Origin of the sequence: Streptococcus sp. 2020WUSS089 (assembly GCF_044427405.1) — a bacterium.
GTDB lineage: Bacteria > Bacillota > Bacilli > Lactobacillales > Streptococcaceae > Streptococcus > Streptococcus hashimotonensis.
Window position 1 is genome coordinate 1 of sequence record NZ_JAOTGD010000003.1, and the last position, 24,663, is coordinate 24,663.

24 protein-coding genes are annotated in these 24,663 nt (G+C 43.1%); 23 read left to right on the top strand and 1 reads right to left on the bottom strand.

What is annotated here, in order from left to right:
- Positions 1-232 precede the first annotated feature (232 nt).
- The 3 genes from gltX (at position 233) to mmuM (ending at position 4,161) form a co-directional block, all read left to right on the top strand.
- Entirely contained in the window at positions 233-1,687 is a 1,455-nt protein-coding gene (gltX, locus tag ODU46_RS03685) for a glutamate--tRNA ligase (protein ID WP_395325772.1), read from the top strand.
- Between the two features lie 137 nt (positions 1,688-1,824).
- Positions 1,825-3,201, top strand: a complete 1,377-nt coding sequence (locus ODU46_RS03690; RefSeq protein ID WP_398579253.1) for an amino acid permease — start codon at positions 1,825-1,827, stop codon at positions 3,199-3,201.
- A gap of 12 nt (positions 3,202-3,213) precedes the next feature.
- Positions 3,214-4,161, top strand: coding sequence for a homocysteine S-methyltransferase (mmuM, locus tag ODU46_RS03695; RefSeq protein ID WP_336372422.1), 948 nt, complete (start codon positions 3,214-3,216; stop codon positions 4,159-4,161).
- 49 nt (positions 4,162-4,210) lie between these two features.
- On the opposite strand, the gene ODU46_RS03700 is transcribed toward mmuM, so the two are convergent.
- Positions 4,211-4,711 carry an NUDIX domain-containing protein gene (locus ODU46_RS03700; protein ID WP_398579254.1) on the bottom strand — a complete coding sequence of 167 codons (501 nt, stop codon included), beginning with the start codon at positions 4,709-4,711 and terminating at the stop codon, positions 4,211-4,213.
- Between the two features lie 120 nt (positions 4,712-4,831).
- On the opposite strand from ODU46_RS03700, the gene ODU46_RS03705 reads away from it, so the two are divergent.
- From ODU46_RS03705 to ODU46_RS03800, 20 genes are all read left to right on the top strand, one after another.
- Positions 4,832-5,707 carry a VOC family protein gene (locus ODU46_RS03705; protein ID WP_398579255.1) on the top strand — a complete coding sequence of 292 codons (876 nt, stop codon included), beginning with the start codon at positions 4,832-4,834 and terminating at the stop codon, positions 5,705-5,707.
- A gap of 105 nt (positions 5,708-5,812) precedes the next feature.
- Positions 5,813-6,340, top strand: coding sequence for a transcription repressor NadR (locus tag ODU46_RS03710; protein ID WP_398579256.1), 528 nt, complete (start codon positions 5,813-5,815; stop codon positions 6,338-6,340).
- Between the two features lie 69 nt (positions 6,341-6,409).
- Positions 6,410-6,958, top strand: a complete 549-nt coding sequence (locus ODU46_RS03715; RefSeq protein WP_105139658.1) for a hypothetical protein — start codon at positions 6,410-6,412, stop codon at positions 6,956-6,958.
- Positions 6,959-7,150: 192 nt separating this feature from the next.
- Positions 7,151-8,344: an argininosuccinate synthase gene (locus ODU46_RS03720; RefSeq protein ID WP_398579257.1), complete on the top strand. Its 1,194-nt coding sequence runs from the start codon at positions 7,151-7,153 to the stop codon at positions 8,342-8,344.
- Between the two features lie 13 nt (positions 8,345-8,357).
- Positions 8,358-9,752: an argininosuccinate lyase gene (gene argH, locus ODU46_RS03725; RefSeq protein WP_398579258.1), complete on the top strand. Its 1,395-nt coding sequence runs from the start codon at positions 8,358-8,360 to the stop codon at positions 9,750-9,752.
- Between the two features lie 70 nt (positions 9,753-9,822).
- Complete coding sequence (rnpA, locus tag ODU46_RS03730; protein ID WP_398579259.1) at positions 9,823-10,182, top strand: ribonuclease P protein component; 360 nt, start codon at positions 9,823-9,825, stop codon at positions 10,180-10,182.
- Positions 10,166-10,978, top strand: a complete 813-nt coding sequence (locus tag ODU46_RS03735) for a YidC/Oxa1 family membrane protein insertase (protein ID WP_172071930.1) — start codon at positions 10,166-10,168, stop codon at positions 10,976-10,978. Before rnpA ends, ODU46_RS03735 begins: the two co-directional genes overlap by 17 nt.
- Before the next feature lie 19 nt (positions 10,979-10,997).
- Positions 10,998-11,993 (top strand): RNA-binding cell elongation regulator Jag/EloR, encoded by a 996-nt coding sequence (gene jag / locus ODU46_RS03740; protein ID WP_013730624.1) that lies wholly within the window; start codon positions 10,998-11,000, stop codon positions 11,991-11,993.
- Positions 11,994-12,160: 167 nt separating this feature from the next.
- A complete protein-coding gene (rpmH, locus tag ODU46_RS03745) occupies positions 12,161-12,298 on the top strand; it encodes a 50S ribosomal protein L34 (protein ID WP_002939016.1) in 138 nt (45 codons plus the stop codon).
- A 106-nt stretch (positions 12,299-12,404) separates the two neighbouring features.
- Positions 12,405-13,187, top strand: a complete 783-nt coding sequence (locus tag ODU46_RS03750; protein WP_105134297.1) for a TatD family hydrolase — start codon at positions 12,405-12,407, stop codon at positions 13,185-13,187.
- Positions 13,150-13,740 (top strand): ribonuclease M5, encoded by a 591-nt coding sequence (rnmV, locus tag ODU46_RS03755; protein ID WP_238708585.1) that lies wholly within the window; start codon positions 13,150-13,152, stop codon positions 13,738-13,740. The genes ODU46_RS03750 and rnmV overlap by 38 nt, the downstream gene beginning before the upstream one ends.
- Positions 13,733-14,101 (top strand): hypothetical protein, encoded by a 369-nt coding sequence (locus tag ODU46_RS03760; protein WP_395325788.1) that lies wholly within the window; start codon positions 13,733-13,735, stop codon positions 14,099-14,101. The genes rnmV and ODU46_RS03760 overlap by 8 nt, the downstream gene beginning before the upstream one ends.
- A gap of 97 nt (positions 14,102-14,198) precedes the next feature.
- Entirely contained in the window at positions 14,199-14,486 is a 288-nt protein-coding gene (locus ODU46_RS03765; RefSeq protein ID WP_024381177.1) for a hypothetical protein, read from the top strand.
- The gene (locus tag ODU46_RS03770) at positions 14,476-14,805 is read left to right on the top strand and encodes a type II toxin-antitoxin system RelE/ParE family toxin (RefSeq protein WP_336372423.1); all 330 of its coding nucleotides are present in this window, start codon (positions 14,476-14,478) and stop codon (positions 14,803-14,805) included. Before ODU46_RS03765 ends, ODU46_RS03770 begins: the two co-directional genes overlap by 11 nt.
- Before the next feature lie 59 nt (positions 14,806-14,864).
- Complete coding sequence (locus tag ODU46_RS03775) at positions 14,865-16,019, top strand: MBL fold metallo-hydrolase (protein WP_395325790.1); 1,155 nt, start codon at positions 14,865-14,867, stop codon at positions 16,017-16,019.
- Positions 16,020-16,042: 23 nt separating this feature from the next.
- A complete protein-coding gene (gene rsmA, locus ODU46_RS03780; protein ID WP_398579260.1) occupies positions 16,043-16,915 on the top strand; it encodes a 16S rRNA (adenine(1518)-N(6)/adenine(1519)-N(6))-dimethyltransferase RsmA in 873 nt (290 codons plus the stop codon).
- 207 nt (positions 16,916-17,122) lie between these two features.
- Entirely contained in the window at positions 17,123-18,853 is a 1,731-nt protein-coding gene (locus ODU46_RS03785; protein ID WP_398579261.1) for a hypothetical protein, read from the top strand.
- 12 nt (positions 18,854-18,865) lie between these two features.
- A complete protein-coding gene (locus ODU46_RS03790; protein ID WP_398579262.1) occupies positions 18,866-21,310 on the top strand; it encodes an LTA synthase family protein in 2,445 nt (814 codons plus the stop codon).
- A gap of 142 nt (positions 21,311-21,452) precedes the next feature.
- Entirely contained in the window at positions 21,453-23,030 is a 1,578-nt protein-coding gene (locus ODU46_RS03795; protein ID WP_398579263.1) for an ATP-binding cassette domain-containing protein, read from the top strand.
- Positions 23,031-23,063: 33 nt separating this feature from the next.
- Positions 23,064-24,656: an ATP-binding cassette domain-containing protein gene (locus ODU46_RS03800; RefSeq protein ID WP_398579264.1), complete on the top strand. Its 1,593-nt coding sequence runs from the start codon at positions 23,064-23,066 to the stop codon at positions 24,654-24,656.
- Positions 24,657-24,663: the final 7 nt, after the last annotated feature.

Below are 24,663 nucleotides of genomic sequence, written 5' to 3' on the forward strand. Positions count from 1 at the left end.
GAGAGTTAAGTGTTTGTTTTTCATTGTCGGTTACCAACTTGTCCCATAGTAAGTTCTACCTTATTTCTTTGTCTCATTCTAGTTTCCAGTTTTTAAGACAGACTAGAACTTACTTTGGGAATTTACTTAATCAAAAAACACCTCAAAATCAGTCTATCTAGGCTGATTTTTCTGTTTTCTTATGCATATCTATGCTATAATGTTCTTGATTGAAATTTTACAGGAGAGAAACATGACTAAACCAATTCGTGTGCGTTACGCACCAAGTCCAACGGGACTGTTGCATATCGGAAATGCCCGTACAGCATTGTTCAACTATCTTTTTGCCCGTCATCACGGCGGTACTTTCCTTATTCGTATCGAAGACACAGACCGCAAACGCCATGTAGAAGACGGCGAGCGTTCTCAGCTTGAAAACCTGCGTTGGTTGGGTATTGACTGGGATGAGAGTCCAGAAACTCATGAGCAATACCGTCAATCAGAGCGTTTGGATATTTACCAAAAATACGTTGATCAACTTTTGGCAGAAGGTAAGGCCTACAAGTCTTACGTGACAGAAGAGGAATTGGCGGCGGAGCGTGAGCGTCAGGAGGCTGCAGGCGAAACACCTCGCTACATCAACGAATACCTGGGTATGTCTGAAGATGAAAAAACAGCCTACATTGCAGAGCGTGAGGCGGCTGGCATTGTCCCAACGGTTCGCTTAGCTGTCAACGAAACAGGTATCTACAAATGGAATGACATGGTTAAGGGCGAAATCGAGTTCGAAGGTGGCAACATCGGTGGCGACTGGGTTATCCAAAAACGTGACGGCTATCCAACCTATAACTTTGCCGTGGTGATTGATGATCATTTGATGGAAATCTCGCACGTTATCCGTGGGGACGACCACATTGCCAATACACCTAAGCAGCTCATGGTCTATGAAGCACTAGGCTGGGAAGCACCAGAATTTGCCCACATGACCTTGATTATCAACTCTGAGACTGGTAAAAAACTGTCCAAACGTGATACCAACACCCTTCAGTTTATCGAAGATTACCGTCGTAAAGGGTACATGCCTGAAGCTGTTTTCAACTTTATCGGTCTCTTGGGTTGGAACCCTGGTGGTGAAGAGGAAATCTTCTCCCGTGAGCAATTTATCCAACTCTTCGATGAAAATCGTCTCAGCAAGTCACCAGCAGCATTTGACCAGAAGAAAATGGACTGGATGAGCAATGAGTACATCAAAAATGCTGATCTGGAAACTATTTTCAACCTTGCTAAGCCATTCTTGGAAGAAGCGGGTCGCTTGACAGACAAGGCAGAAAAATTGGTGGAACTTTACAAGCCACAAATGTCATCTGCGGATGAAATCGTTGGTTTGACAGACCTTTTCTTCTCTGATTTCCCAGAATTGACTGATGAAGAAAAAGAAGTCATGGCGGGTGAGACTGTTCCGACGGTTCTCAATGCCCTCAAGGAAAAGTTGGAAGCCATGACGGACGAAGATTTCCAACCAGACAATATCTTCCCGCAAATCAAGGCTGTTCAAAAAGAAACAGGCATCAAGGGCAAAAACCTCTTCATGCCAATCCGTATCGCCGTTTCAGGCGAAATGCACGGACCAGAGTTGCCAAATACCATTTACCTACTCGGCCGTGAAAAATCCATCCAGCATATTGATAATATGTTGAAGAGTTTGTAAGATAAAAATTCCCGCTGTTCAGTGACGGCGGGGATTTTGTTATAACTGATAACTATAACACTTGCATTAAAAACGGTATAACGATTTTCTGAAAAACTATGTTATCATAAATAAATCATTACTATTTAGGAGAGTTTATGGAAAATCATAATTTTGAAAATGAAGGTACTTTTAACCGAGAGATGAATAGTCGTCATTTGCAGATGTTGTCCATCGGTGGGGTAATTGGCACAGGTTTGTTCCTGAGTTCGGGCTATACCATTGCACAGGCTGGACCATTTGGAGCTATTGCAGCTTATCTTTTTGGAGCTGTTATGGTTTATTTGGTCATGTTCTCTCTAGGGGAGCTTTCCGTAGCCATGCCAGTAACAGGCTCCTTCCATACCTATGCAACCAAGTTCATCAGTCCTGGAACGGGTTTTATGGTGGCCTGGATGTATTGGCTTTGCTGGGTAGTCGCACTGGCTTCTCAGTTCGTAGGAGCAGCTCAGCTTATGCAACGTTGGTTTCCTAGTGTGCCAATTTGGATTTTTGCAACGATTTTCGCGGTCATTGTCTTTGGTTTGAACACGCTGTCTGTCGGCTGGTTTGTTCGAGCAGAGGACGCCCTTTCTTCTGTCAAAGTCTATGCCATTATGGCATTCATCATTTTGGGAACCTTAGCGATTTTTGGCGTCTTGCCTTTTGAGGGAACCAATGCTGCGCCGCTCTTCAATAATATTACAGCTCAAGGCTTACTTCCTAATGGTTTGGTTGGTTTTATTTCGGTCATGCTATCCGTTAACTATGCCTTCTCAGGTGTGGAAATGATTGGAATTGCTGCAGGGGAGACAGATAATCCTAAGAAAGCCGTGCCGCAAGCTATTAAATCGACCATCGGTCTCTTGGTTATCTTCTTTGTTTTGACCATCGTGGTCTTAGCAGCTTTGCTTCCCATGTCGGAAGCAGGCGTGACAGAAGCACCATTCGTGCTTGTATTGGATAAAATCGGTTTTCCGTACGCTGCAGACATTATGAACTTCATCATTTTGACAGCTATCTTATCAGCCTCAACTTCAGGACTTTACGCTTCAAGTCGTATGCTTTGGTCCTTGGCTAATGAGGGCATGATTAGCAAGGAATTGGTAAAAATCAACAAGCATGGTGTTCCAATGCGTGGCATGATTTTGTCCATGATTGGTGTTGTCGTTGCCTTGATTGCCTCAATTTATGCAGAAGACACCATCTTCCTGGCCTTGGTTTCTATCGCTGGTTTTGCAGTCGTCATTGCTTGGTTGGCCATTCCATTGGCACAAATCGGCTTCCGACGTGAATTTTTGAAGAATCATAGCGAAGACGAATTGGAATACAAGACGCCATTTTCACCGACTTTGCCATGGATTACAGTTGTTTTGCTGGTTATTTCCATCATCGGAATTGGCTGGGATCCTTCTCAGCGTGCCGGCCTCTACTTTGGTGTACCCTTTATGATTGGTTGCTATGCGTATCATTACATTCGCTTTAAAAAGTGGTAAGGAGAAACTCGTATGGGTCGTTTTAAGGAACTATTAGAAAATCAAGAGTTTGTCATTTTACATGGTGCTCTGGGAACGGAATTGGAATTTCGCGGTCATGATGTATCAGGTAAGCTTTGGTCTGCCAAATATCTTTTGGAAAATCCTCAGTATATCAAGGATATTCACAAGGATTATATTTGTGCTGGAGCAGATTTGGTCACGACATCAACCTATCAGGCGACTTTTGAAGGTTTGGCGGAAGCTGGTTTGTCACAGGCTGAGGCTGAAAAGTTGATTCGTCTGACAGTTGATTTGGCTAAGGAGGCTCGAGACGAGGTTTGGGCTGACTTGTCGGAGGCTGAAAAAGGACAACGAACCTATCCCCTTATTTCAGGTGATATTGGTCCATACGCAGCCTATCTAGCCAATGGTTCGGAGTACACAGGTGATTATGGCAACATCAGTTTAGTGGACTTGAAGGCCTTTCACCGTCGTCGGATGGAGCTCCTCTTAGAACAGGGGGCAGAACTCTTGGCCTTGGAGACCATTCCCAATTTTCTCGAAACACAAGCCTTGGTAGAGTTGCTGGCAGAGGATTTCCCAAATGTCGAAGCCTATATCAGCTTCACCTCGCAGGACGGTCAGTCGATTTCTGACGGGACGGCTATTGAGAAAATAGCAGAGCTGGTCAACAGCAGTGAGCAGATTTTGGCGGTTGGTCTAAACTGTACAGCTCCTTCTCTTTACCCAGCCTTTCTCAGTCAGTTGAGAGAAAAAACGGATAAGCCATTCGTTACTTATCCGAATTCTGGTGAAGTTTATGATGGAGCCACTCAAACCTGGAAGGAAGAAGCTGACCATAGCCACAGCCTTTTGGACAATACTCTTGCTTGGCATAAGCTAGGAGCTAAAGTGGTTGGAGGTTGTTGCCGAACCCGACCAGCTGATATTGCAAGTCTAGTTGCTGGATTGAAATAAATGAATCCCCGCTGTCCTGTGACGGCGGGGATTTGTTTCTTATTCGGACTTAGTTTTCTAAAAACAACCTCTCCACATAGTCCTTCTGCCTTGGAATAACCTGTTCATTTTCCAGGAAACCTTTCAGTTTTTCCTGTGGGACCCAGATGTAGTGGCTGGTTTCGTCGGCTTGGAGTTGGATGGCAGATTTGTCCCAGTCGGTTTCAGCCCAGTAGCAGTGGAAGATACACTGGTCGTCATGGGCGACAAAGTGTGTATGGTGGCGGAGCTGGTTAGCTGTCAGTTCAATGCCTGTCTCTTCGCGGACTTCGCGTAAAATGGCCTGCTCTGCTATTTCCCCAAACAAGGCCGAGCCTCCTGCTGTCGCTTCATAATAGTCAGGGTAGGAGGGCTTGGTGCTGTCGCGTTTCATAAAGAGGGTGCTGCCGTCACGGTGGCGGATGATGCACTCGACGACTAGGTGGTAGAGACCATCGGGAATGGCTTCTCCGCGTATGAGGGTATGGTCGGTCAAGTGACCGTCGGCTGTGTAGGCGTTCCAAGTTTCCATTTCATTCTCCTGTCAATTTTGTAGTTATTCAGTATAGCACATCTATAAGTGCAAAGCAACATGTTTTGTTTTTGTACGGACAAGTGTTATACTGGGGCTACTAACTCAAAGGAGAAATCAATGCAAACCATAATCCCACATCTCTGGTACAATACAGAGGCAAAAGAAGCTGTAGAGTTCTATGTGGACCTTTTCGGCGGCAAGATTGACTGGACCTATACCATTACAGATACGCCTTCTGGCGACTCTGACTTGGTCCAATTCCAACTGGGGGACATGACCCTGGCTGCTATTAGTGCAGGGCCTTATTTCAAACTCAATGAGTCTATGTCGCTCATGGTAAATGTAGCTAGTAAGGACGACGTAAGCCGTCTTTATGAGGCGCTATCAGACGGTGGTCGTGTGCTTATGCCATTGGCAGAATATCCCTTCAGTCCTTACTATGTCTGGCTGGAAGACCGCTTTGGTCTGTCTTGGCAACTGTCCTATGCACCGGACTTGGACAAGCCCTACCAGTTTGACATCTGCCTGCTCTTCTCGCAGGACCAGGTCGGTTTAGCCCAGCCCATGTTGGACTACTACAAGGACAAGCTGCCCCAGGCTCATCTGGGTCACCTCTCTTACTATGGTGAGGGGCAGGCTGCGGCGGCTGCTGCCAAGTTGAATTATGCGGAGCTTTTTATCGGAGACCAAAAAATGATCGCTATGGACCACGGCTACGGCGGTGAGGTCTCTTTCAACGAAGCCTTCTCCTTCATGGTCTATGTAGACAGTCAGGAAGAAGCGGAGAGTTGGTATGAGAAGGTATCGGCAGTTCCAGAAGCGGAGATTTGCGGTTGGGCCAAGGATCAGTTTGGGATTTCTTGGCAGATTGTGCCGCGGATTTTGATGGAGGCATACGATACAGTAAGTCCAGAAAAGGTCAAGGCTGTGAATGCGACTGTGATGACCATGAAGCGTTTGGACATTGCGGCTATTCAAGAATTGCTAAACTAGCAGATGATAACGGAGACTGTTCTGCAGTTTCCGTTTTTTGGTTGAGGAAAGGTTGATTTACAGGAATTTTGATATAATGGAAAAAAGTGTACGAAAGGAATGTGTATGAAAGCAACAGAACGACGTAAGAAAATCCTATCCCTTTTACGAGAAAGCTCCGATCCCCTTGCAGCTAATTATCTAGCGAAAGAATTTGGAGTGAGTCGGCAAGTAATTGTTGGAGATGTAGCCTTGCTTCGTGCGGAGGGAGAAGCTGTCTTGGCAACTCCGAGAGGGTACTTGCTCCAATCTTCTTTGCCATCTACTGAAGGAGCCTACATTCGAAAGATAGCTTGTCAACATGGTCCAGAAGAGGTAGAAAAAGAATTGACAATCTTGCTAGAGGGTGGAGCTCAAATATTAGATGTTGAAATTGAGCATCCCATTTACGGCTTATTATCAGGCAAGCTGAATATTGCAAGTTTAGAAGATAGGGATCATTTTTTGGATGCCTTGGGTCAATACCAAGGTGTGTTACTGAGTAATTTAACAGAAGGAGTTCATACACATACAGTCTCTTTCCCATCTGTGCAAGCCTATAATGAACTTTTAGCAGCTTTAAAACATGCAGGTATTTTACTAGAAAATCAATAAACCTTACAGGTGTCTTGACACCTGTAAGGTTTTGTTTTATAATCAAACCAATAGAAAGAGAGGTGCCTAATGTCCCAATTAACACGATCATCTAAAAATTCAGTTAAGCAGCTATCAATTAGTGCAATTTTAACCGCATTTGCCATTTTAATACCTTTAATGATGCCGATTAAAATCATTATTGGCCCAGCATCCTATACACTTGCTAGTCACATTCCTTTGTTTATAGCCATGTTCATTTCACCAGCTACTGCTATTTTTGTTGCTTTAGGTTCCAGTTTAGGCTTTTTCCTCGCAGGTTTTCCAATCGTTATTGTATTTCGGGCGCTTACGCATCTGTTCTTCCTTACCTTAGGTGCGGTCTTGGTCAAGCGTTTTCCGATTCTTATGGACTCTAAGCGCTTTTTACTATTAGGGATTGGGCTTAATCTCCTGCATGGTCTAGGAGAATATATTGTGGTAATGGTACTTACGTCGGGGGAACAAACTTCTGCTACCTACTGGATAACGATGCTTGGCTTGGTGGGTGTTGGTTCGGCTATTCATGGATTGCTTGATTTTAGTTTAGCTTATTATTTCTGGAAAATGTTAAAAGAACGGAAAATTTATCAACCATAATCAGTTATGATGAGGAATATATTTTAGAAGCTGGAGAATATTCTCTAGCTTTTTTTGGAAATTTTTCTGGAAATGTACGATATTTATTCATTTTTTAAGAAAATCTGCATAAATATGTTGCAAAAAGTATAAATATACACTATAATAGTCACTAAGTTTTATTTGCTAATATATATAGAAATGAGAAAGTTTATGTCAAAAGAAAAATTAATCTTAGCTTATTCAGGTGGTCTTGATACTTCAGTTGCAATTGCTTGGTTGAAGAAAGACTATGATGTCATTGCGGTTTGTATGGATGTTGGAGAGGGAAAGGACCTCGACTTTATTCATGATAAGGCCTTATCAATCGGTGCTATTGAGTCCCATGTATTGGATGTAAAAGAAGAATTCGCCCAAGAATATGTCCTACCAGCCCTACAAGCCCATGCCTACTATGAGCAAAAATATCCGCTGGTATCGGCTCTCAGCCGTCCCTTGATTTCTAAAAAGTTGGTGGAAATGGCTCATAAGACAGGAGCAACCACTATCGCTCACGGCTGTACTGGTAAGGGCAATGACCAGGTGCGGTTTGAGGTAGCCATTGCAGCCCTGGATCCAAGCTTGAAAGTCGTGGCTCCTGTCCGTGAATGGAAGTGGGCGCGTGAAGAGGAAATTATCTTCGCCAAGGAAAATGGTGTACCAGTCCCTGCTGACCTGGACAGTCCTTACTCAGTTGACCAAAACCTTTGGGGTCGTGCCAATGAGTGCGGAGTTTTAGAAAATCCATGGAATGAAGCGCCAGAAGATGCTTTTGGCATCACTACTTCTCCAGAAAATGCACCAGATACTCCTGAGTATGTCGATATTGAGTTTAAGGCAGGGGTTCCTGTTGCTGTAAATGGTGAAGAGTTAAGTCTGGCTAATCTCATTCAAAAACTCAATGTCATTGCTGGTAAGCATGGTGTGGGTCGGATTGACCACGTGGAAAATCGTTTAGTCGGAATCAAGTCACGTGAAATTTATGAGTGTCCAGGTGCTATTACCCTTCTGACGGCCCACAAGGAAATTGAAGATTTGACCCTGGTGCGGGAAGTATCGCATTTCAAACCGATTGTCTCTAATGAGCTGTCTAATCTCATTTACAATGGTTTGTGGTTCAATCCTGCAACAGATGCCTTGAAGGCCTATCTTGCTCAGACCCAGGCAGTTGTTAATGGCACCGCAAAAGTGAAATTGTATAAGGGATCAGCCAAAGTAGTTGCTCGGAAATCTCCAAATTCCCTTTATGATGAAGATTTGGCAACCTATACCAGTGCAGATACTTTTGACCAAGATGCAGCAGTTGGTTTCATCAAGCTTTGGGGATTACCAACCAAGGTCAATGCGGAAATTCATAAAAAGAGCTAGAAAGTAGGAGCTTATGGAAGCAAAGAAATTATGGGGAGGTCGCTTTGAAGCCAGTCTTGAGGAATGGGTTGAAGAATTCGGAGCCTCCATTCGCTTTGACCAAAAATTGGCCAAGTATGATATTCAAGGTTCACTGGCGCATGTACAGATGCTTGGAGCCACAGGGATTATCAAGCGTGAAGAAGCCCAGGCTATTCAAACTGGTCTGGAAGAATTGTTAGCAGAATATGAAACTGGCAAGTTAGTGTTTGATGTTCGTAACGAAGACATTCACATGAATATCGAAAGTCTATTGACGGAGAAAATTGGTCCAGTTGCAGGCAAACTCCACACAGCTCGTTCTCGTAACGATCAAGTAGCGACCGATATGCACCTCTATCTGAAGGATACCCTCTTTCAAGTTGTAGACAAATTGACCAACCTACGTCAGGTTTTAGTAGACCTTGCACAGGAGCATGTGGAAACTATCATGCCCGGCTATACCCACTTGCAACATGCTCAACCTATCAGTTTTGCTCAGCACTTGTTGGCCTATTACAACATGTTCAGTCGAGACAGTGAGCGCTTTGCATTCAACATGCAGCATACAAATGTATCCCCACTTGGTGCGGCGGCCTTGGCAGGGACGACCTTTCCGATTGACCGTCAGATGACGTCGGATTTAATGGGATTTGCCAAGCCCTATAGTAATTCTCTTGATGCTGTGTCTGACCGTGATTTTATCCTGGAATTTCTGTCAAATGCCAGTATCCTCATGATGCACATGTCGCGCTTGTGTGAAGAAATCATTAACTGGTGTTCACATGAATACCAATTTGTCACCCTATCCGATACCTTTTCAACAGGTTCTTCCATCATGCCTCAGAAGAAAAATCCAGATATGGCTGAGCTGATTCGGGGGAAAACAGGTAGAGTTTATGGGAACTTAGTTGGCCTATTGACAGTCATGAAATCCCTGCCTTTAACCTATAATAAGGATTTGCAGGAAGACAAAGAGGGAATGTTTGACACGGCAGAAACGATTTTAGTATCTATCGATATTTTGGCAGGGATGTTGCAATCGATGACGGTCCATAAGGAAAGGATGGCTCAATCGACAGAGAAGGACTTTTCCAATGCGACTGAATTGGCAGACTATCTAGCAAACAAGGGTATGCCCTTCCGCCAAGCGCATGAGATTGTTGGAAAACTGGTCTTGGAGTGTAGCAAGGCAGGATACTATCTCCAGGATGTATCGTTTGAGACCTATCAGGCTATTTCGCCTCTTATTCAAGCAGATATTTATGATGCCTTGTCCTCCAAAGTTGCTGTCAGTCGTAGAAATTCCCTTGGTGGGACAGGTTTTGAATCGATTGCAGACCAGTTGAAAAGTGCCAAAGAGGAAATTCAGAACGCAAAAAGCCTATAAACGGTATGTTTATTGGCTTTTTTGAATTTTGTGGTATAATAGAAGTAATTTTGAAAGATGGAGTGGCAGTTTGAAAAAAAGCTATCGTGTCAAGCGTGAACGAGATTTTAATGACATTTTTACAAAAGGAAACAATGTCGCCAATCGGAGGTTTGTTGTCTACCGATTACCTAAAGAGCAAAAGCATTTCCGAGTAGGTTTATCTGTCAGCAAAAAATTGGGAAACGCTGTCATGCGAAATAAGATTAAGCGCAGGATGCGTCACATCTTAATTGAATGCCAACATCAACTGGTAGCAGATGACTTTGTTATCATTGCTCGAAAAGGTGTAGAGGAATTGTCCTATCAAGAAATGAAGCAAAACCTCATCCATGTTTTGAAACTAGCTAAACTATACCAGGAAGGTGTTGTGATTGAAAAAGAAAGTTAAATGGGCAGGTCTACTGGTAGTATCTCTAATTGTTTTAACAGCCTGCGGAACAGGGCCAGTGACCAGTCAATCTACAGATGCGTGGGATAGATTAATTTACTGGTTTGCCAGCATTATTCAGTTCCTATCTATCAACGGTCAAATTGGAATCGGTATTATACTTTTTACCATTTTAATTCGAACCCTTCTGTTGCCTTTGTTCCAAATACAGATGAATTCCTCACGGAAGATGCAGGAGCTTCAACCTCAGCTGAAAAAGTTGCAAGCGGAGTATCCAGGGACGGATATGGAAAGTCGCCAGCAGCTCTATGAAGCAACGCAAGCTCTCTACAAAGAGAATGGTGTCAGCATGAGAGCGTCCATGATTCCGCTCTTTATTCAAATGCCAATCCTTTTGGCCCTCTTTCAAGCTCTGACACGTGTTGAAGCCTTGAAAGTAGGTCACTTCCTTTGGTTAAATCTTGGGGAGCCGGATCCGTTCTTTATTTTGCCGATTCTGGCTGCAGTGTTTACATTCCTTAGCTCATGGTTGACCAATAAATCAGCAATTGAGAAGAATATGGCTATGACAATTATGACCTATGTCATGCCCGTGATAATCTTTTTCTTTGCTGTGGCAGCTGCTAGTGGGGTGGCTTTGTATTGGACAGTGTCAAATGCCTATCAGGTTGCTCAAACCTTGGTGTTCAATAATCCGTTTAAAATAATAGCAGAGCGTCAAGCGAAAATTGATGCGGAAAAAGAACGTCAGGCAAAAATTCGACGGGCACAGAAAAAAGCACAGAAAAAGAAATAGGAAAACTAGGAGAGAGAAGATGAAATTTACAGGAGCAAGTGTTGAAGAGGCCATCCAGAATGGCTTGGTAGAGCTGAATATTCCTCGAAAAAAAGCACATATTACTGTGGTTGCGCGTGAGAAGAAAGGTTTCCTTGGTTTCGGTAAAAAGCCAGCGATTGTGGATATTGATGTTATCAATGAAACAACGGTTGTTAAGGCTAATCAGAAAGCAGTTCGTGGCGTTCCAAGTGAAATTAACGACCTCAATGAACCAGTAAAAAGCGTTTCAGAGGCTACGATTGACCTAGGAAAAGTTGTTGCAGCGGTGAAAGAATTTGAAAAGTCTGGTCAAACGCTTGATGATGATATTAAAGCGCAGATCTTGAAAAATGAAAAAGAAGCGACAACGATTTTGGAAGAAACAGGTCGGATTGAAATTCTTTCAGAGGATTTACTAACTACTACAGATGCAACAACATCTGCTAAGGAAGACGTAAATCAAGAAGTCGTCTCAGAAAATCAAGCAGATAATTTTGCTGATTTAGATATTAAGATTGAGCCCCAGTATGATATTGAACAAGTTGTTTCAGAAGTGACAGCTTATGTACAAGAAATTCTGGATGATATGGATGTTGAGGCGCGTATTGATACAAGTCATAATCGCCGTACAATCAATATTCAAGTGGATACCAATGAACCAGGTCGTGTTATCGGTTATCACGGAAAAGTCTTAAAGGCTTTGCAACTTTTGGCTCAGAACTTCTTATACAACCGTTATGAGCGTAATTTCTATATTACAATCAATGTGAATGATTATGTAGAACACCGCGCAGAGGTTCTTCAAGGTTACGCACAAAAATTGGCAGAACGTGTTTTGGCAGAGCAGGAAGCCTACCATACAGATCCGATGTCAAGTAGCGAACGTAAAATTATCCACCGCATTATCTCTAAAATGGATGGTTTGACAAGCTATTCAGAAGGTAGCGAGCCGAACCGATATGTCGTTGTAGATATTGAAGGGAATCATGATTAAAAAGAGGCTAGTCCTCTTTTTTCAATGATTTTCTGATTCTTTCCTAAAAGTATGGCAGAATAGCTTGACAAACGAACAGAATTTATATAAAATAGTTTGGTATGTTTAGTAACTGATCAAAACTAGCCGGCTAAACGAATACAAGAATCTAAGAGGAGGTATTCATCGTGAAACGTACTTTTCAACCAAGTAAAATCCGTCGCGCGCGTAAACACGGTTTCCGTAGCCGTATGGCAACTAAAAACGGCCGTCGCGTGTTAGCTGCTCGTCGCCGTAAGGGACGTAAAGTTCTTACAGTAGCATAAGAAGATGAAAAGAGAAGCCAGCAGAAACTCGAGTCTGCTGGTTTTTTTCTTCTCATAAGAATCTTCTGAAATATGTTACAATAGTAGGAAAGAAAGTGATGGAACGATGATACAAATTTTTGACACCCACACCCACCTCAACGTAGAGCAGTTTGACGGTCGGGTCCAAGAAGAATTAGACTTTGCCAAGGAAATGGGGGTCACCCTCCACAATGTGGTCGGTTTTGACCGAGCAACCATTGACAAGGCTATGGAACTGGCTGACCAGCATCCTGAAATTTATCTGACACTGGGCTGGCATCCGACAGAGGCTGGCACCTATGACGAAGAAGTAGAAAGCTACTTGCTTGAGGCACTCAAACATCCCAAGGTCATTGCCCTGGGGGAGATTGGGCTGGACTACTACTGGATGACGGCGGATAAGGATACTCAGGCTCGTGTTTTCAAGCGACAGATGGAGTTGGCCAAGCAGTTGGATTTGCCCTTTGTGGTTCATACTCGCGATGCTTTGGAAGATACTTACCAGATCATCAAGGAAGTCGGCGTCGGTCCGCGTGGAGGCATCATGCATTCCTTCTCTGGTACGCTAGAGGAGGCTCAGGCCTTCATGGACTTGGGTATGCACATCTCCTTCTCGGGAGTGGTGACCTTCAAGAAAGCCGTCGAACTTCAGGAAGCGGCGCAAGCATTGCCCCTAGAAAAAATCCTAGTCGAGACGGATGCGCCCTACCTGTCTCCAGTTCCCAAGCGTGGTCGGGAAAATCGCACCGGCTACACCAGATATGTGGTGGATATGCTGGCCCAGCTTCGCAACCAGTCGGTCGAAGAAGTGGCGAAAGCGACCTACGAGAATGCAAGGAGCTTGTTCAGAATTGACTCAGAAAATTAAGATACAGGAAGTCCTTGTTGTTGAAGGCAAGGATGATACAGCAAACCTAAAACGATTTTACGAGGTAGATACCTACGAAACCAGAGGCTCTGCCATATCAGACGATGACTTGGAACGCATTGAGAAACTCCATGACCTGCGTGGCGTCATTGTCTTTACTGACCCAGACTACAATGGGGAGCGGATTCGAAAAATCATTATGCAGGCCATTCCCACGGTCAAACACGCCTTTTTACAGCGGGACGAGGCCAGGCCACAGTCCAAAACAAAAGGGCGGTCCTTGGGCATTGAGCACGCCAGCTTTGAGGACTTGGAAAAAGCCCTCGCAGGCGTGCGTGGTTACTACGATGATGAAAATAACTTTGACATCACCAAGTCAGATCTGATGCGCCTAGGGCTCCTTATGGGTGGCGACAGTCGCAAGCGGAGGGAGTATCTGGGAGAACGCTTGCGCATCGGCTATTGCAACGGCAAGCAACTGCTTAAACGCTTGGAGCTGTTTGGGATAAGTCTGGCGGAAGTCGAGGAGGCAATGGGGAGCTATCATGGATAGGGTCTATGCTGTTAAGTGCTTGGTCAAAAACGAGTTTGAACCTTCTTATGAAAATTATTCATCTTATGAAGAAGTGACCTACTTGCTGCCGGCTAATGTCCTTGTTTGGGAGGATGAGCAGGTTGATAAGAACAAACTAGCAGACTATTTGCATGGTCTAGTTGAAGATGGCTATGTCAATGCGGATGGTATTTGGCAGCAGGGCCGTTTGTTTCATATTGCCGGTGTGCAAGAAATGGACGACAGGGTAGAGTTTGATGGCCCAGCTGTGGAAGTCTATCGCTGGTTTTACAATTTTGAACGTCTAGTTACTGAGGAAGAATTTTTGAATCTCTATTATTTTGATGATTTGGGAAGATAAACAATCTAGAGTGGAAATGTTACTGTTTCTGCTTTTTTGAAGATTGCTACTGATATCTATTCGTGTTACAATATAGACAACTAGGAGGTAGACTAGATTGATAACTATAAAGAAGGATGCCCAAGTAAATTTTAAAACTGATTCCAGACTTTTAGAAAAAGCCAAGGAAGTATTTGCTATGAACCAGCTGGATTTGACTGCTGGTTTTAACCTCTTCTTGCAAAATATCGCTGTAAAAAATGAGTTGCCCATTCTGACAGAAGAAGAGTTGGAAAGAGAAGAGTTGTTTTTACAACTTCAAAAGGAAATCCAGGAAAACCAACAGGCGATTGAGGCAGGTCAAGGGATCAGCCTAGAAAGCGTCAAAGAGAAGTATGGAATTTGAGTCATATTCAGTGATACTTGCTCCTGCAGTGGAAAAGGAATTGGCGGATATTTATGTCTATTTCTCGGAACAGATTTCAGAAGAAATTGCCAAAAGACGAATTGGTATGATTGTCGAAGCATTGGAGAGTTTGCAAATTCTTCCTGAACGTGGTTTTAACGCCGATAACCGTTTTGGTAAGCAGGTAGACCCGCCACATCTAACCCGAGGTTACGTTATTGGAAAAGATTACATCGCCCTCTATCGCGTAGTGAAAAATGAAGTTCGAGTTGGACACCTTTTTGCGACCAAGAGTGATTATGTAAAGTTATTGAAGTAAGGGGTTGGCGATTGCATATATAATTCAATAAAACTAATATAGATAGGAGGATATCGTCAATGAATTGCGTTAAGAGAGAAATTTTGCCAGTTGGTCAAGGTGCTTTTTATTTAGAAACTTTGATGTTGAGAGAAAACGAATATAAGGTTATATATGATTGTGGTTCGGCTACTGATGTAATTTATGTGGAGACTCAAATAAAAGCTAGCTTAAATAAAGATGAAGAAATTAATGCTGTATTTATATCGCATCTAGACGATGATCATGTGAACGGGCTGGAATTTTTACTAAAGCATTGTAACGTTAAGAATCTGTTCTTTCCATTAATAACTAAACAAACAAAGCAATTTAATGCAATTAGAAATCTCATTAATCCTCAATCTCGATTTTTAACTCAATTTATTAATAGTGAAGGGAATAGTATTCGAGAGTTAGAGGGTGGTTCAGAGGTACAATTACATCCAATTTCAGAAGATGCAAGTAGTGATAATAGAGTAATAGAGGTAACTCAAGCGATATTTGGTAGTAATTACAGAAAATTGGGGTGGATATATCTTCCGCATAATTTTCGTGAAGATACGAGAAAACAAATCTTCGAGACAGAATTAAAAAAAATAAGTTTAAGTATGAGTATTTTAGATTTGAATGGACAAGTTGATTTACAGAAATTAAAAAAACTATGGAGTCAAGGGACAAATTCGGATAAAAGCGAGATTAAAAAAGCTTATTCAAAAGTTCCTGGAAGTTTAAATGTAAATTCAATGATGTTATATTCTGGTGCAGATCTGCCTTTTAATGGTTATTCTAATAAATGTAGATTATTTTCCTGCATTTACCACCATAATGGGAACTATGAATACATATGTTTTAATGGTTGTCTTTATACAGGTGACTATGAATCTGGTAAATACGATTGGAATAAAAAAAAGTGGATTAGTTGTAAACAAAAATGGGATTCTGTTGAAAATGTCTACTCTAAGTATTTTAGAAATATTGGCCTTGTTCAAATTCCACATCACGGTTCAAGACATAATTATAATGAAGGATTTAGAAAGAAGATTAATTTCGCTGCTTACTTTGCATCGGCTGGAAAACATAATAGATATAGGCACCCGCACAAGGAAGTTTTAGTTGATTTAATTTCAAACCAAAAATGTATTAACACGATAACTGAGGACGCTAACTCAAAAATGACTTATTATTGTCATTGGTAATAAAAAACAAGAAAGAAAAACACATGAGAATCGCAGACAAAAACGTTACTCGTGCCGTCCTTGAACGCCACGGGTTTACCTTTAAGAAATCTTTCGGTCAGAACTTTTTGACCGATACCAATATTTTACAGAAGATTGTGGACACGGCAGAGATTGACCAGAATGTCAATGTCATCGAGATTGGTCCTGGAATCGGGGCCTTGACCGAGTTTTTGGCGGAAAATGCCGCCGAGGTCATGGCCTTTGAGATTGATGACCGCCTGATTCCGATTTTGGCGGACACCTTGGGCCGCTTTGACAATGTGACCGTGGTCAACCAAGACATCCTGAAAACCGACCTGCAGACCCAGATTCAGAATTTCAAGAATCCTGACCTGCCCATCAAGGTCGTGGCCAACCTGCCTTACTACATCACAACTCCTATCCTCATGCACCTGATTGAGAGCAAGATTCCCTTCAGCGAGTTCGTGGTCATGATGCAACGGGAGGTTGCCGACCGCATTTCTGCCGAGCCAAACACCAAAGCTTACGGCAGCCTGTCCATTGCGGTCCAGTACTACATGACTGCCAAGGTGGCTTTCATCGTGCCTCGCGCCGTCTTTGTGCCCACACCCAACGTGGACTCCGCCATTCTCAAAATGGTCCGCCGCGAGCAACCTCTGGTGAGCGTCAAGGATGAAGATTTCTTCTTCCGGGTGTCCAAGGCCAGCTTTGTGCATCGCCGCAAGACCCTGTGGAACAACCTGACCAACCATTTCGGTAAGTCCGAAGAAGTCAAGGACAAGCTGACGCAGGCACTTGGCATGGCAGAGCTGGAAGCCAGTGTCCGTGGAGAAGCACTTTCTATGGCTGACTTCGCGCGTTTGTCTGACAGCCTTCAGGAAGTAGGCTTATAAAAAAATATTTGATTGTGGAGAAATCTGCAATCAATATTTAGTTTATTTAGAATTATAGTAGTTTTCTACTTGCCTTGTTCGTTGACAGTGGGGAGAAAGCTTGCTATACTGAAATGTAACTAACTTTTGAAAAATATTGTCTGCAAATTGGCAGAATATTTACAAAAACAAGAGAGGGTTTCCCTCTTTTTTTATGAAGGTATCCTTATGTTTAAAAACATGTTAAAAAAGCATCCCCATCTAGTTGCTCTTGGCCTATTTGTGGGCTTTTCTTTATTATTATTGGTTCCCCACTTACTGACCAAGGGCATGGTGACAGGTGCGGACTTGATTTTCCACTACAATCGTTTTTATGATGCGGCTATGCAGATGAAGGAGGGGAATTTTTCCTATATTATCAGTTTGTATGGCTATCAGCAGTCAGGACGGATTGTCAATGCTCTCTATGGGCCTTATTTTGCCTATCTACAAGGAGCTCTAGTTCTTTTAAGTGGGACCTGGTTCCGCTATCAGATTTTATCCAACCTTCTCTTGGGAACTCTGAGTGCAACCTCCCTCTATTTCCTCATGCGTGAGGTCAAGGTCAAATATGCCCACTCTATTCTCCTGTCCATGTTCTTTGTAACCACCTACTCAATCCAGTATTGGTGGGCAACTCAAGGATTTACCAGCTGGGGTGTGGCCTTCTTTCCGCTTTGTTTGATTCCTGCGGTTCGTTTCCTACAGACCAAAAAAGTACCGATATTCCTCATGGCAGGAGCGGTAGGGCTCATGTTGCAGGTTCATATGCTATCAACCTTGTTCTTGGTCATTGCCTATGGTGTTCTCTTCCTTATTGGTTGGTGGAAATCAGACCAAAAAATGAAGATTATTGGACAAGTAGCCCTTTCGGTAGGAATTTTCTTGCTTCTGACCATCAATATTTGGCTGCCGCTTGTCTATATCAACGCGACCAACACCTTGGTGCCACCATTTGTTAACAAAAAATTTGTCCTCAATACCGTAACATGGCTCAAAACAGCCTTTCTATACTATCCCTATCCATTGCCAATTTTCTTTGGAATCTATCTCTATTTCTTGGTGAAAAATTGGAAGAAACAATCGCTGGTTCTGGGTGGTCTTGCGTTGACCTACGCAGTGTTTTTAATCTTGTCAACCAACCTCTTCCCTTGGCAGTTGTTTGCTGGGAAAGGAATTACACTTGTCGAATTGATTCAATTTCCCTTCCGCTTTTTCCTCTACGCCAATGCTCTTTTACTGGCAGTCGTAGGAGTCCAGGTGTCTGGCTTGTCCGACAAACTGCAGAAAATCTTTTCAGGTGTGGTCCTTGCCTCCTTGCTTATTTCGGCTGGTTTCCTATGGAATCAGAGTTATAAGGAAATCAATGGGCATTACTACAGTGATACCTTCCTGCAAAAACGAATTCATACGACCTTGTACGGTACAACGGAAGAGTTACGAGCTTCTTTCCATTCTAAAGACTTGGGCGAATTTATCCACATTGCTCAGAAATCAACGCCAGACTACGTACCAGACTTGTCAGATAGCACAGGTCACATTACCAATGAAGAGTCGGATAATACCTATTTTACCTATCGTGACCAAGTGATTTTACCAAATCAAGACTTTACCAAAGAAGTTGATGGTGATCAGCTGGTGGTGACTTGGACGGCGTCTGAAGCAGAAGAAACAGCCCTGCCAATCATTGTCTACCAAGAGAGTCAGCTTGTTTTGAATGACCAGGTCTTGGATAGGGAAGAAATGGAGCTTTCCACAATTGGTGTACCAACGGTTACCAGCCAAACAGGGCAGAATACCCTTGTCCTATTCTACAAGCAACAGTGGTGGTTATCGCCAGTTATCTTTATCAGTTTAACTGGATGGCTACTCTGGTTGATTTACTATATCTTTGTCTATCGAAAATCAAATCTTTCCTAAGAGAGAAATGTTATGAAACAAATCAATCCCAAGGCAAGCAAGCAATTCATTCTGGTTATGATTATGACCGTTTTGCTGGCGATGGGGCGGGCTCTTTTGTTAAGCGGTGTATCTTTTCCGCTCTGGTTTATTCCTCTGCCCCTGCTTGCCTATTCTATTTTTACCTTTTATGTATTGGCCTTGCTTGATAAATATGAGAAGTTTGTAAAGACCAAAACCTTTGCCAAGTATGTCGGCTATTTTCTAGGTTTTCTATATCTTGTCAACCTGGTCTATCGGCTCAATGCCAAGAAGTATCAACCCTGGAATATTTTCCGTAATAATCTCTTTCAGTTTGAACTTCTATTGATGTTGCTTCTTCCAGTATTGTTGGCATTTTTGTGGCGGAAGAATGTAGGAATCAGAGAAAAATTAAGTAAGTGGTCGGCCAGTCATCTGGTGCCAGATAGCTATTTGCTCTTGACCAGCTTACTTTCTCTCAGTCCACTAGCTATATCTTATTGGAAAGATAGCCATTATGAGAGTTTGGTTGAGAAAGGTTCTTACATAGAGTTTTTCAGCCAGACACCCTTGTTTGCACCTATTCATTTTATAGGGACCTACATTTTTCTTCGCTATCTTCATAAGGCATTTGTAGAGTTTAAGGCCAATCGGACCAATGTTCACAGCATGCTCTTTATCAGTTTGGCACTGGCTACGCTATCGCATATTGGTTATCAGGCTTCTATGGCTGGGGGAACGGGTTCTTATTTCACACGCCACCTCTTTCCAGGTGCGATTGTCTTCCAAATTGCCTGCCTCTTTTTCCTCAATGTCATCATTAGCCTAGTTATCAACCGTCAAATCTTATCAGTTGCTGTTATTGCTGGTTTAAATGTGACCTTGATTGCGGCTAATTTCCTCAAATTCCGCTACCGTTCGGAGCCAATGACCCCCAACGATTTCAAATGGATTGGAAACATGGGGATGATTCTCAGCTTTATCAGTCTGCGTGTTGTCTTGGTATCGCTTGTGTTCTTGGTCATCCTATTCTTTGTTTATAGGCGGATTCATAAGAAGTACTTCCAAGGAAGGATTGTCGCTTCTATCTGGAAAAGGCTGGCAGGAATTTCAGTCATCGTATCCTTGATTTTAGGAATGGGTTGGGCTATTCGAAATGAAAAAGACCACAAGATTGTTGGTTGGATTCCTATCCTTTCTCAGGTCAATAACTGGCGTAACGTAGACTGGAAGGGTTATGCCTTTGTGGCTCGTTACCGCACACTTTCCTTCCTCTGGTTGCAACAGCTCAGCAAGACCAGTATGGAAAAGCCTGAAAATTACTCTGAGAAGACCATGAAGGCGATTGTGAAGAAGTACACCGCCCTGGCTGAGGAAATCAATGCAGAACGGACAGGTCAATTGACTGACCAGACGGTTATCTACATTCTTAGTGAGAGTTTGGCTGATCCGCGTCGGATTCCAGGCGTGACCCTTAGTCAAAATGTCCTTCCAAATATTGAGTACATCATGAGTCAGACTACCAGTGGCTTGATGAAGAGTGACCACTATGGCGGTGGTACGGCTAATATCGAGTTTCAGGTCTACAGTGGTCTGCCCTTCTACAATTACAACTCGTCCATTTCGTCCGTCTATCTGGATGTGGCGCCGAATATGAAGAAGTTGCCGAGTATCAGTGACCTCTATCCAGCAGATAATCGTGTCGCTATTCATCCCTACTACGATACTAGTTACAATCGTAATTCAATCTATAAGCAGTTGGGAATTGAGCAGTTTTACACTCTGAATAGTGCCGCTTATCCTCTGACAGTGACGGCTGAAGATTATCAGGGGAATTTTGTCAGTGATAAAAAGACCTATGACTTGATTTTGGAGCAGGTTCGTTCTACAGACAATAAATTTGTGTCTGCCATTACCATGCAGAACCATGTTCAGTGGAATTCTCTAGAGCCTGCAGGTATAACAGCTTCGGGTGAGGGCTTCACGGCTGAGGAAAATGAAAACTTGACCAGCTATGTTCGCCTCCTATCCTTTACTGATCAGGCAACAAGGGATTTTCTAGACCAGCTTAAGACCTTGGATAAGAAAGTGACAGTTGTTTTTTACGGGGACCACCTACCAGGTTTGTATCCAGAGTCTGCTTTCGTGACGGATCCAAGTGCGCAGTACAAGACAGATTATTTCGTGTGGAGTAATTTTGAAACGGAAGACTACCATTATGATTTGGTCAATTCTAGCGACATGAATGCACTGATGCTGGAGACGACCAATAACAAGGTCAGTCCTTACTATGCCCTCTTGACGGAAGTGCTCCACAAGGACCGTGTAGGGCAGGCTGAGCGGGATGCGACAGTCGCAGAAGAACTCAAACTGGTCCAATATGACCTATCCACAGGAAAAGGCTACCTTTTGAAATACAAAGATTTTTTCAAAGTAGCGACTGAAACGACAGAATAAAAATAGACCAAGTCAGATAGCTGGCTTGGTTTCTTCTTTATGTGAAAAAGGACACAAACATGGCGAGTTGTGGTATAATAACTTTGTTTAATACAGATTTTTTATTGTTTTACTTAAAAATCTATTCAATGGTGGAGGAGAAATGAAAAAGAGGAATTTTTGGCTAACCTTATCTTGTATTTTTGCAGTAGCCCTGCTCAATGTTGGCTTTCTGTACCAATATCGCTATATTATTGATGCTATTGCGGCTGGAGATAGACAGGCCTTTGTTTCTTATTTTGTGCTGATGGGGTTAACTGTCCTTGTCATGCTGGTCTTTGAATACATTCGTCAGATTGCCAATGTCAGCTATCTCAATCAAGTAGGTTTCCAATTGCAGGCGACCTTTATTGGGAAAATTTTTGATTTGCCTTTTAGAGAGTTCGTTGAGCAGGGGGCAGGGGCCTATATTTCTCAGCTCAATAATGATTTGGAGACGGTGAAAGAAGACTATTACGACGCTTTCTTTACGATTTTTCAAGGTGCTTGTACCTTTGGTATTGCCAGTTTGGCCCTTCTTAGCTTGGATGGTCTGACCGCTATTTTCTTGATTCTGATTTCATTCTTGCCAGTTGTGATTCCCTATTTGTTTAAAAAGCGGAGAAGGCTCAATCAGGAGGCGATTTCGGACAGTCAGCAGGTCTATAATACAAGGGTTTCAGATATCTTTCTAGGTTATTTGCAAGTGAAAAATAGCCGCCAAAAACAGCAGGTTTTAGATGGGCTGAACGATCGCTATCAAGCAGTCAATGACAAGGTCGATCAGGCCAATCGAACGACAGTAACCATGCGACTCTTAGTCGGTTTCGTCTTTTATCTGACCACTCTTTCGATTATCTTTATCGGTGGTTTTCAGGTCTTTTCTGGCGCCTTGACCATCGGTGGCTTGACAGCTATTTTGACCATTTCAGAGCAGTTGGTGGATCCCATTAATAGCATTGCGGCAGCCTTTTTGGACAGGCATGCCGTTAAGGAATTGAAGCAAGAGTTTGAGCTATCTACTTTGGGTCAAGAAACGAAGGGACAGGAACTAGTCTCAGCTTTCCAGAGCATGCAACTGGTCAAGGCTAGTTATGCCATCGGTGAGAAGCAGGTCTTTGAAGACCTGACAGTAGCGTTTGAGCGTGGCAAGAAGTACCTGATTCTTGGGGAAAGTGGTTCTGGCAAATCTTCCTTGGCTCTTATTTTGACCAAGAATAGCCAATTGCAAGCAGGGGATATTTACGTTGATAAAACCTCTCTTTCAGACTTGTCCTACCAAGCCATTCAAGACAAGATTGCCTATCTTCCACAAGAGGGAGCCCTTTTCCATGATACGGTTCTTTACAACTTGACCATGGGACGGGAGGTTTCAGAAGATAGGCTGATGTCCCTCATTAAGACCATGAATCTCGACAGTCGTTTCCCAAGTTATGCTTCTTTGAGCGAGGAAATTAGTGATGATAGCGGACTGTCTGGTGGACAAAAGCAACGCCTGCTCCTGATTCGTGCCTTGCTGCAATATAAGGACATCTTGTTGCTGGATGAAAGTCTGTCTGCCTTGGATCAGGAAACCTATACAGCAATTGAAGCCTACCTTACCTCATTAGCAGATAAGACGCTCATTCATATTTCCCACCGTGTGTCCGATGAGGTCCTTTCTCGTTATGATGGGGTGGTACGGATTGGGGAGAGCAATTAATTTTTGTCAGATTGTTCCTATCTAGGAGGAGTTATGAAAAAAATCATCTATCAATTGCGGTTTGTTATTGCTATTCAGTTGGTTTTCCATATCTTATATAGTTTTACCAATGTCGTTTTTCCTGAGTTAAATAAGTATCTTTTTGACCATATTTTTCAGATGGGCTGGACAGGGCTTGTATGGCAATTGTTGACCTACGCTTTGACCATCATTGCCAATTCAGTTTTTCAGTACATTTCCCAGGTTTATGAGTGGAAGGTGTCTCAGGGCTTCTATGTCACGGCTAAAAAAGGCCTGGCAAACAGCTTGTTATCACAGCCTTTATCCAAATTTTCAGAGAAGAATGTCTCTGCCTATCTGTCCATTTTTGACAACGATTTGGAAACCATTGAGGAGAGTTATCTAAGCCCTCTCATGGACATTGTCCGATCTAGCTTGAGCATGCTCATCTATGCGGTTTCCCTCTTTCTCTTTGTTCATCCGCTGGTTGCGGTTGGGATTATTCTATCGTCTGCCTTGGCGGTCTTCATTCCCAAGTGGATTTCTGGCCCTCTTTCTCAGCGTCAGCGGGTATTTTTACAGAGTTTGGAAAGTTATTTTCAGGTGGTGACAGACCTCTTTTCTGCTAAGAATCGTGTTAATACCGAAACTTTCGGATCCATCAGCCGTGTCCACCATCGGTCAGTAGAAGAAAGTGAGCAGGCTCGTTTTCGCTTTGGGCAATTCAAGACCCTGGCTAATGTTGTCAATGGATTTTCCATGTTTTTGGTGCAATTAACAGCTTTTGGCTTGGTCGGCTACCTCTTGTTGCAAAAAGAGTTGACCATTGGAGCTGCCATTGCGACTTTTAGCTATGTTGAAAATTTCATCTACCCTATGAAGTACATCCTCTTGGATGTCAATTATATCCATTCAACCAAGGAAACAGTTGCCAATCTAGAAGACTATCTTGCTGGTCAGGTTTTGTCTGAACAAGTGCCAAGCTATCCCAATGTGACAGTCTTGGAAGTGAAAGATGTAGCTTATCATGTGGGAGAATTAGCAGTCACCGATTTTTCCTATCGGTTTGACAAGGGGAAAAAGTATGCCATCATTGGTCCGTCAGCCAGCGGGAAATCCACTTTTCTACGAGTGTTGGCAGGAGAACTAGCTCTGGACAAGGGAAGTATTTCCTATCTGGAACATGATGTTTCACATGAAATGGAAGCAGCTACCGCCTTCTATCTCAGCCAGTTTGAACATCTTTACCATACCGATTTTGAAAGCAATGTGTCTGTTTTTGGAACTTATGAGAAGGGAAGAGATGTTATGCTTGGCTTGTTGAAGAGCTTGCCAAAGAGTTTACAGGACACCTTGCGTACAACAACAGACCCCGGTCTCTTGAGTGGTGGCGAAAAAAATATCCTGTGTCTGCTCCGTTCCCTTATGAGCGGCAAGGACATCTTGCTCTTAGATGAACCGACCGCCCATTTAGACCCTGCCCTGACCAAGCAGGTTTTGACCAACCTCTTGCAGCTGGAGGACAAACTCATCATCACTATCTTGCATGAATCAGACCCTGCCATCCTAGACATGTTTGATGTGGTTTTGGAAATGCGGGATGGGAAACTGAGTGAGAAGATATAAAATAACC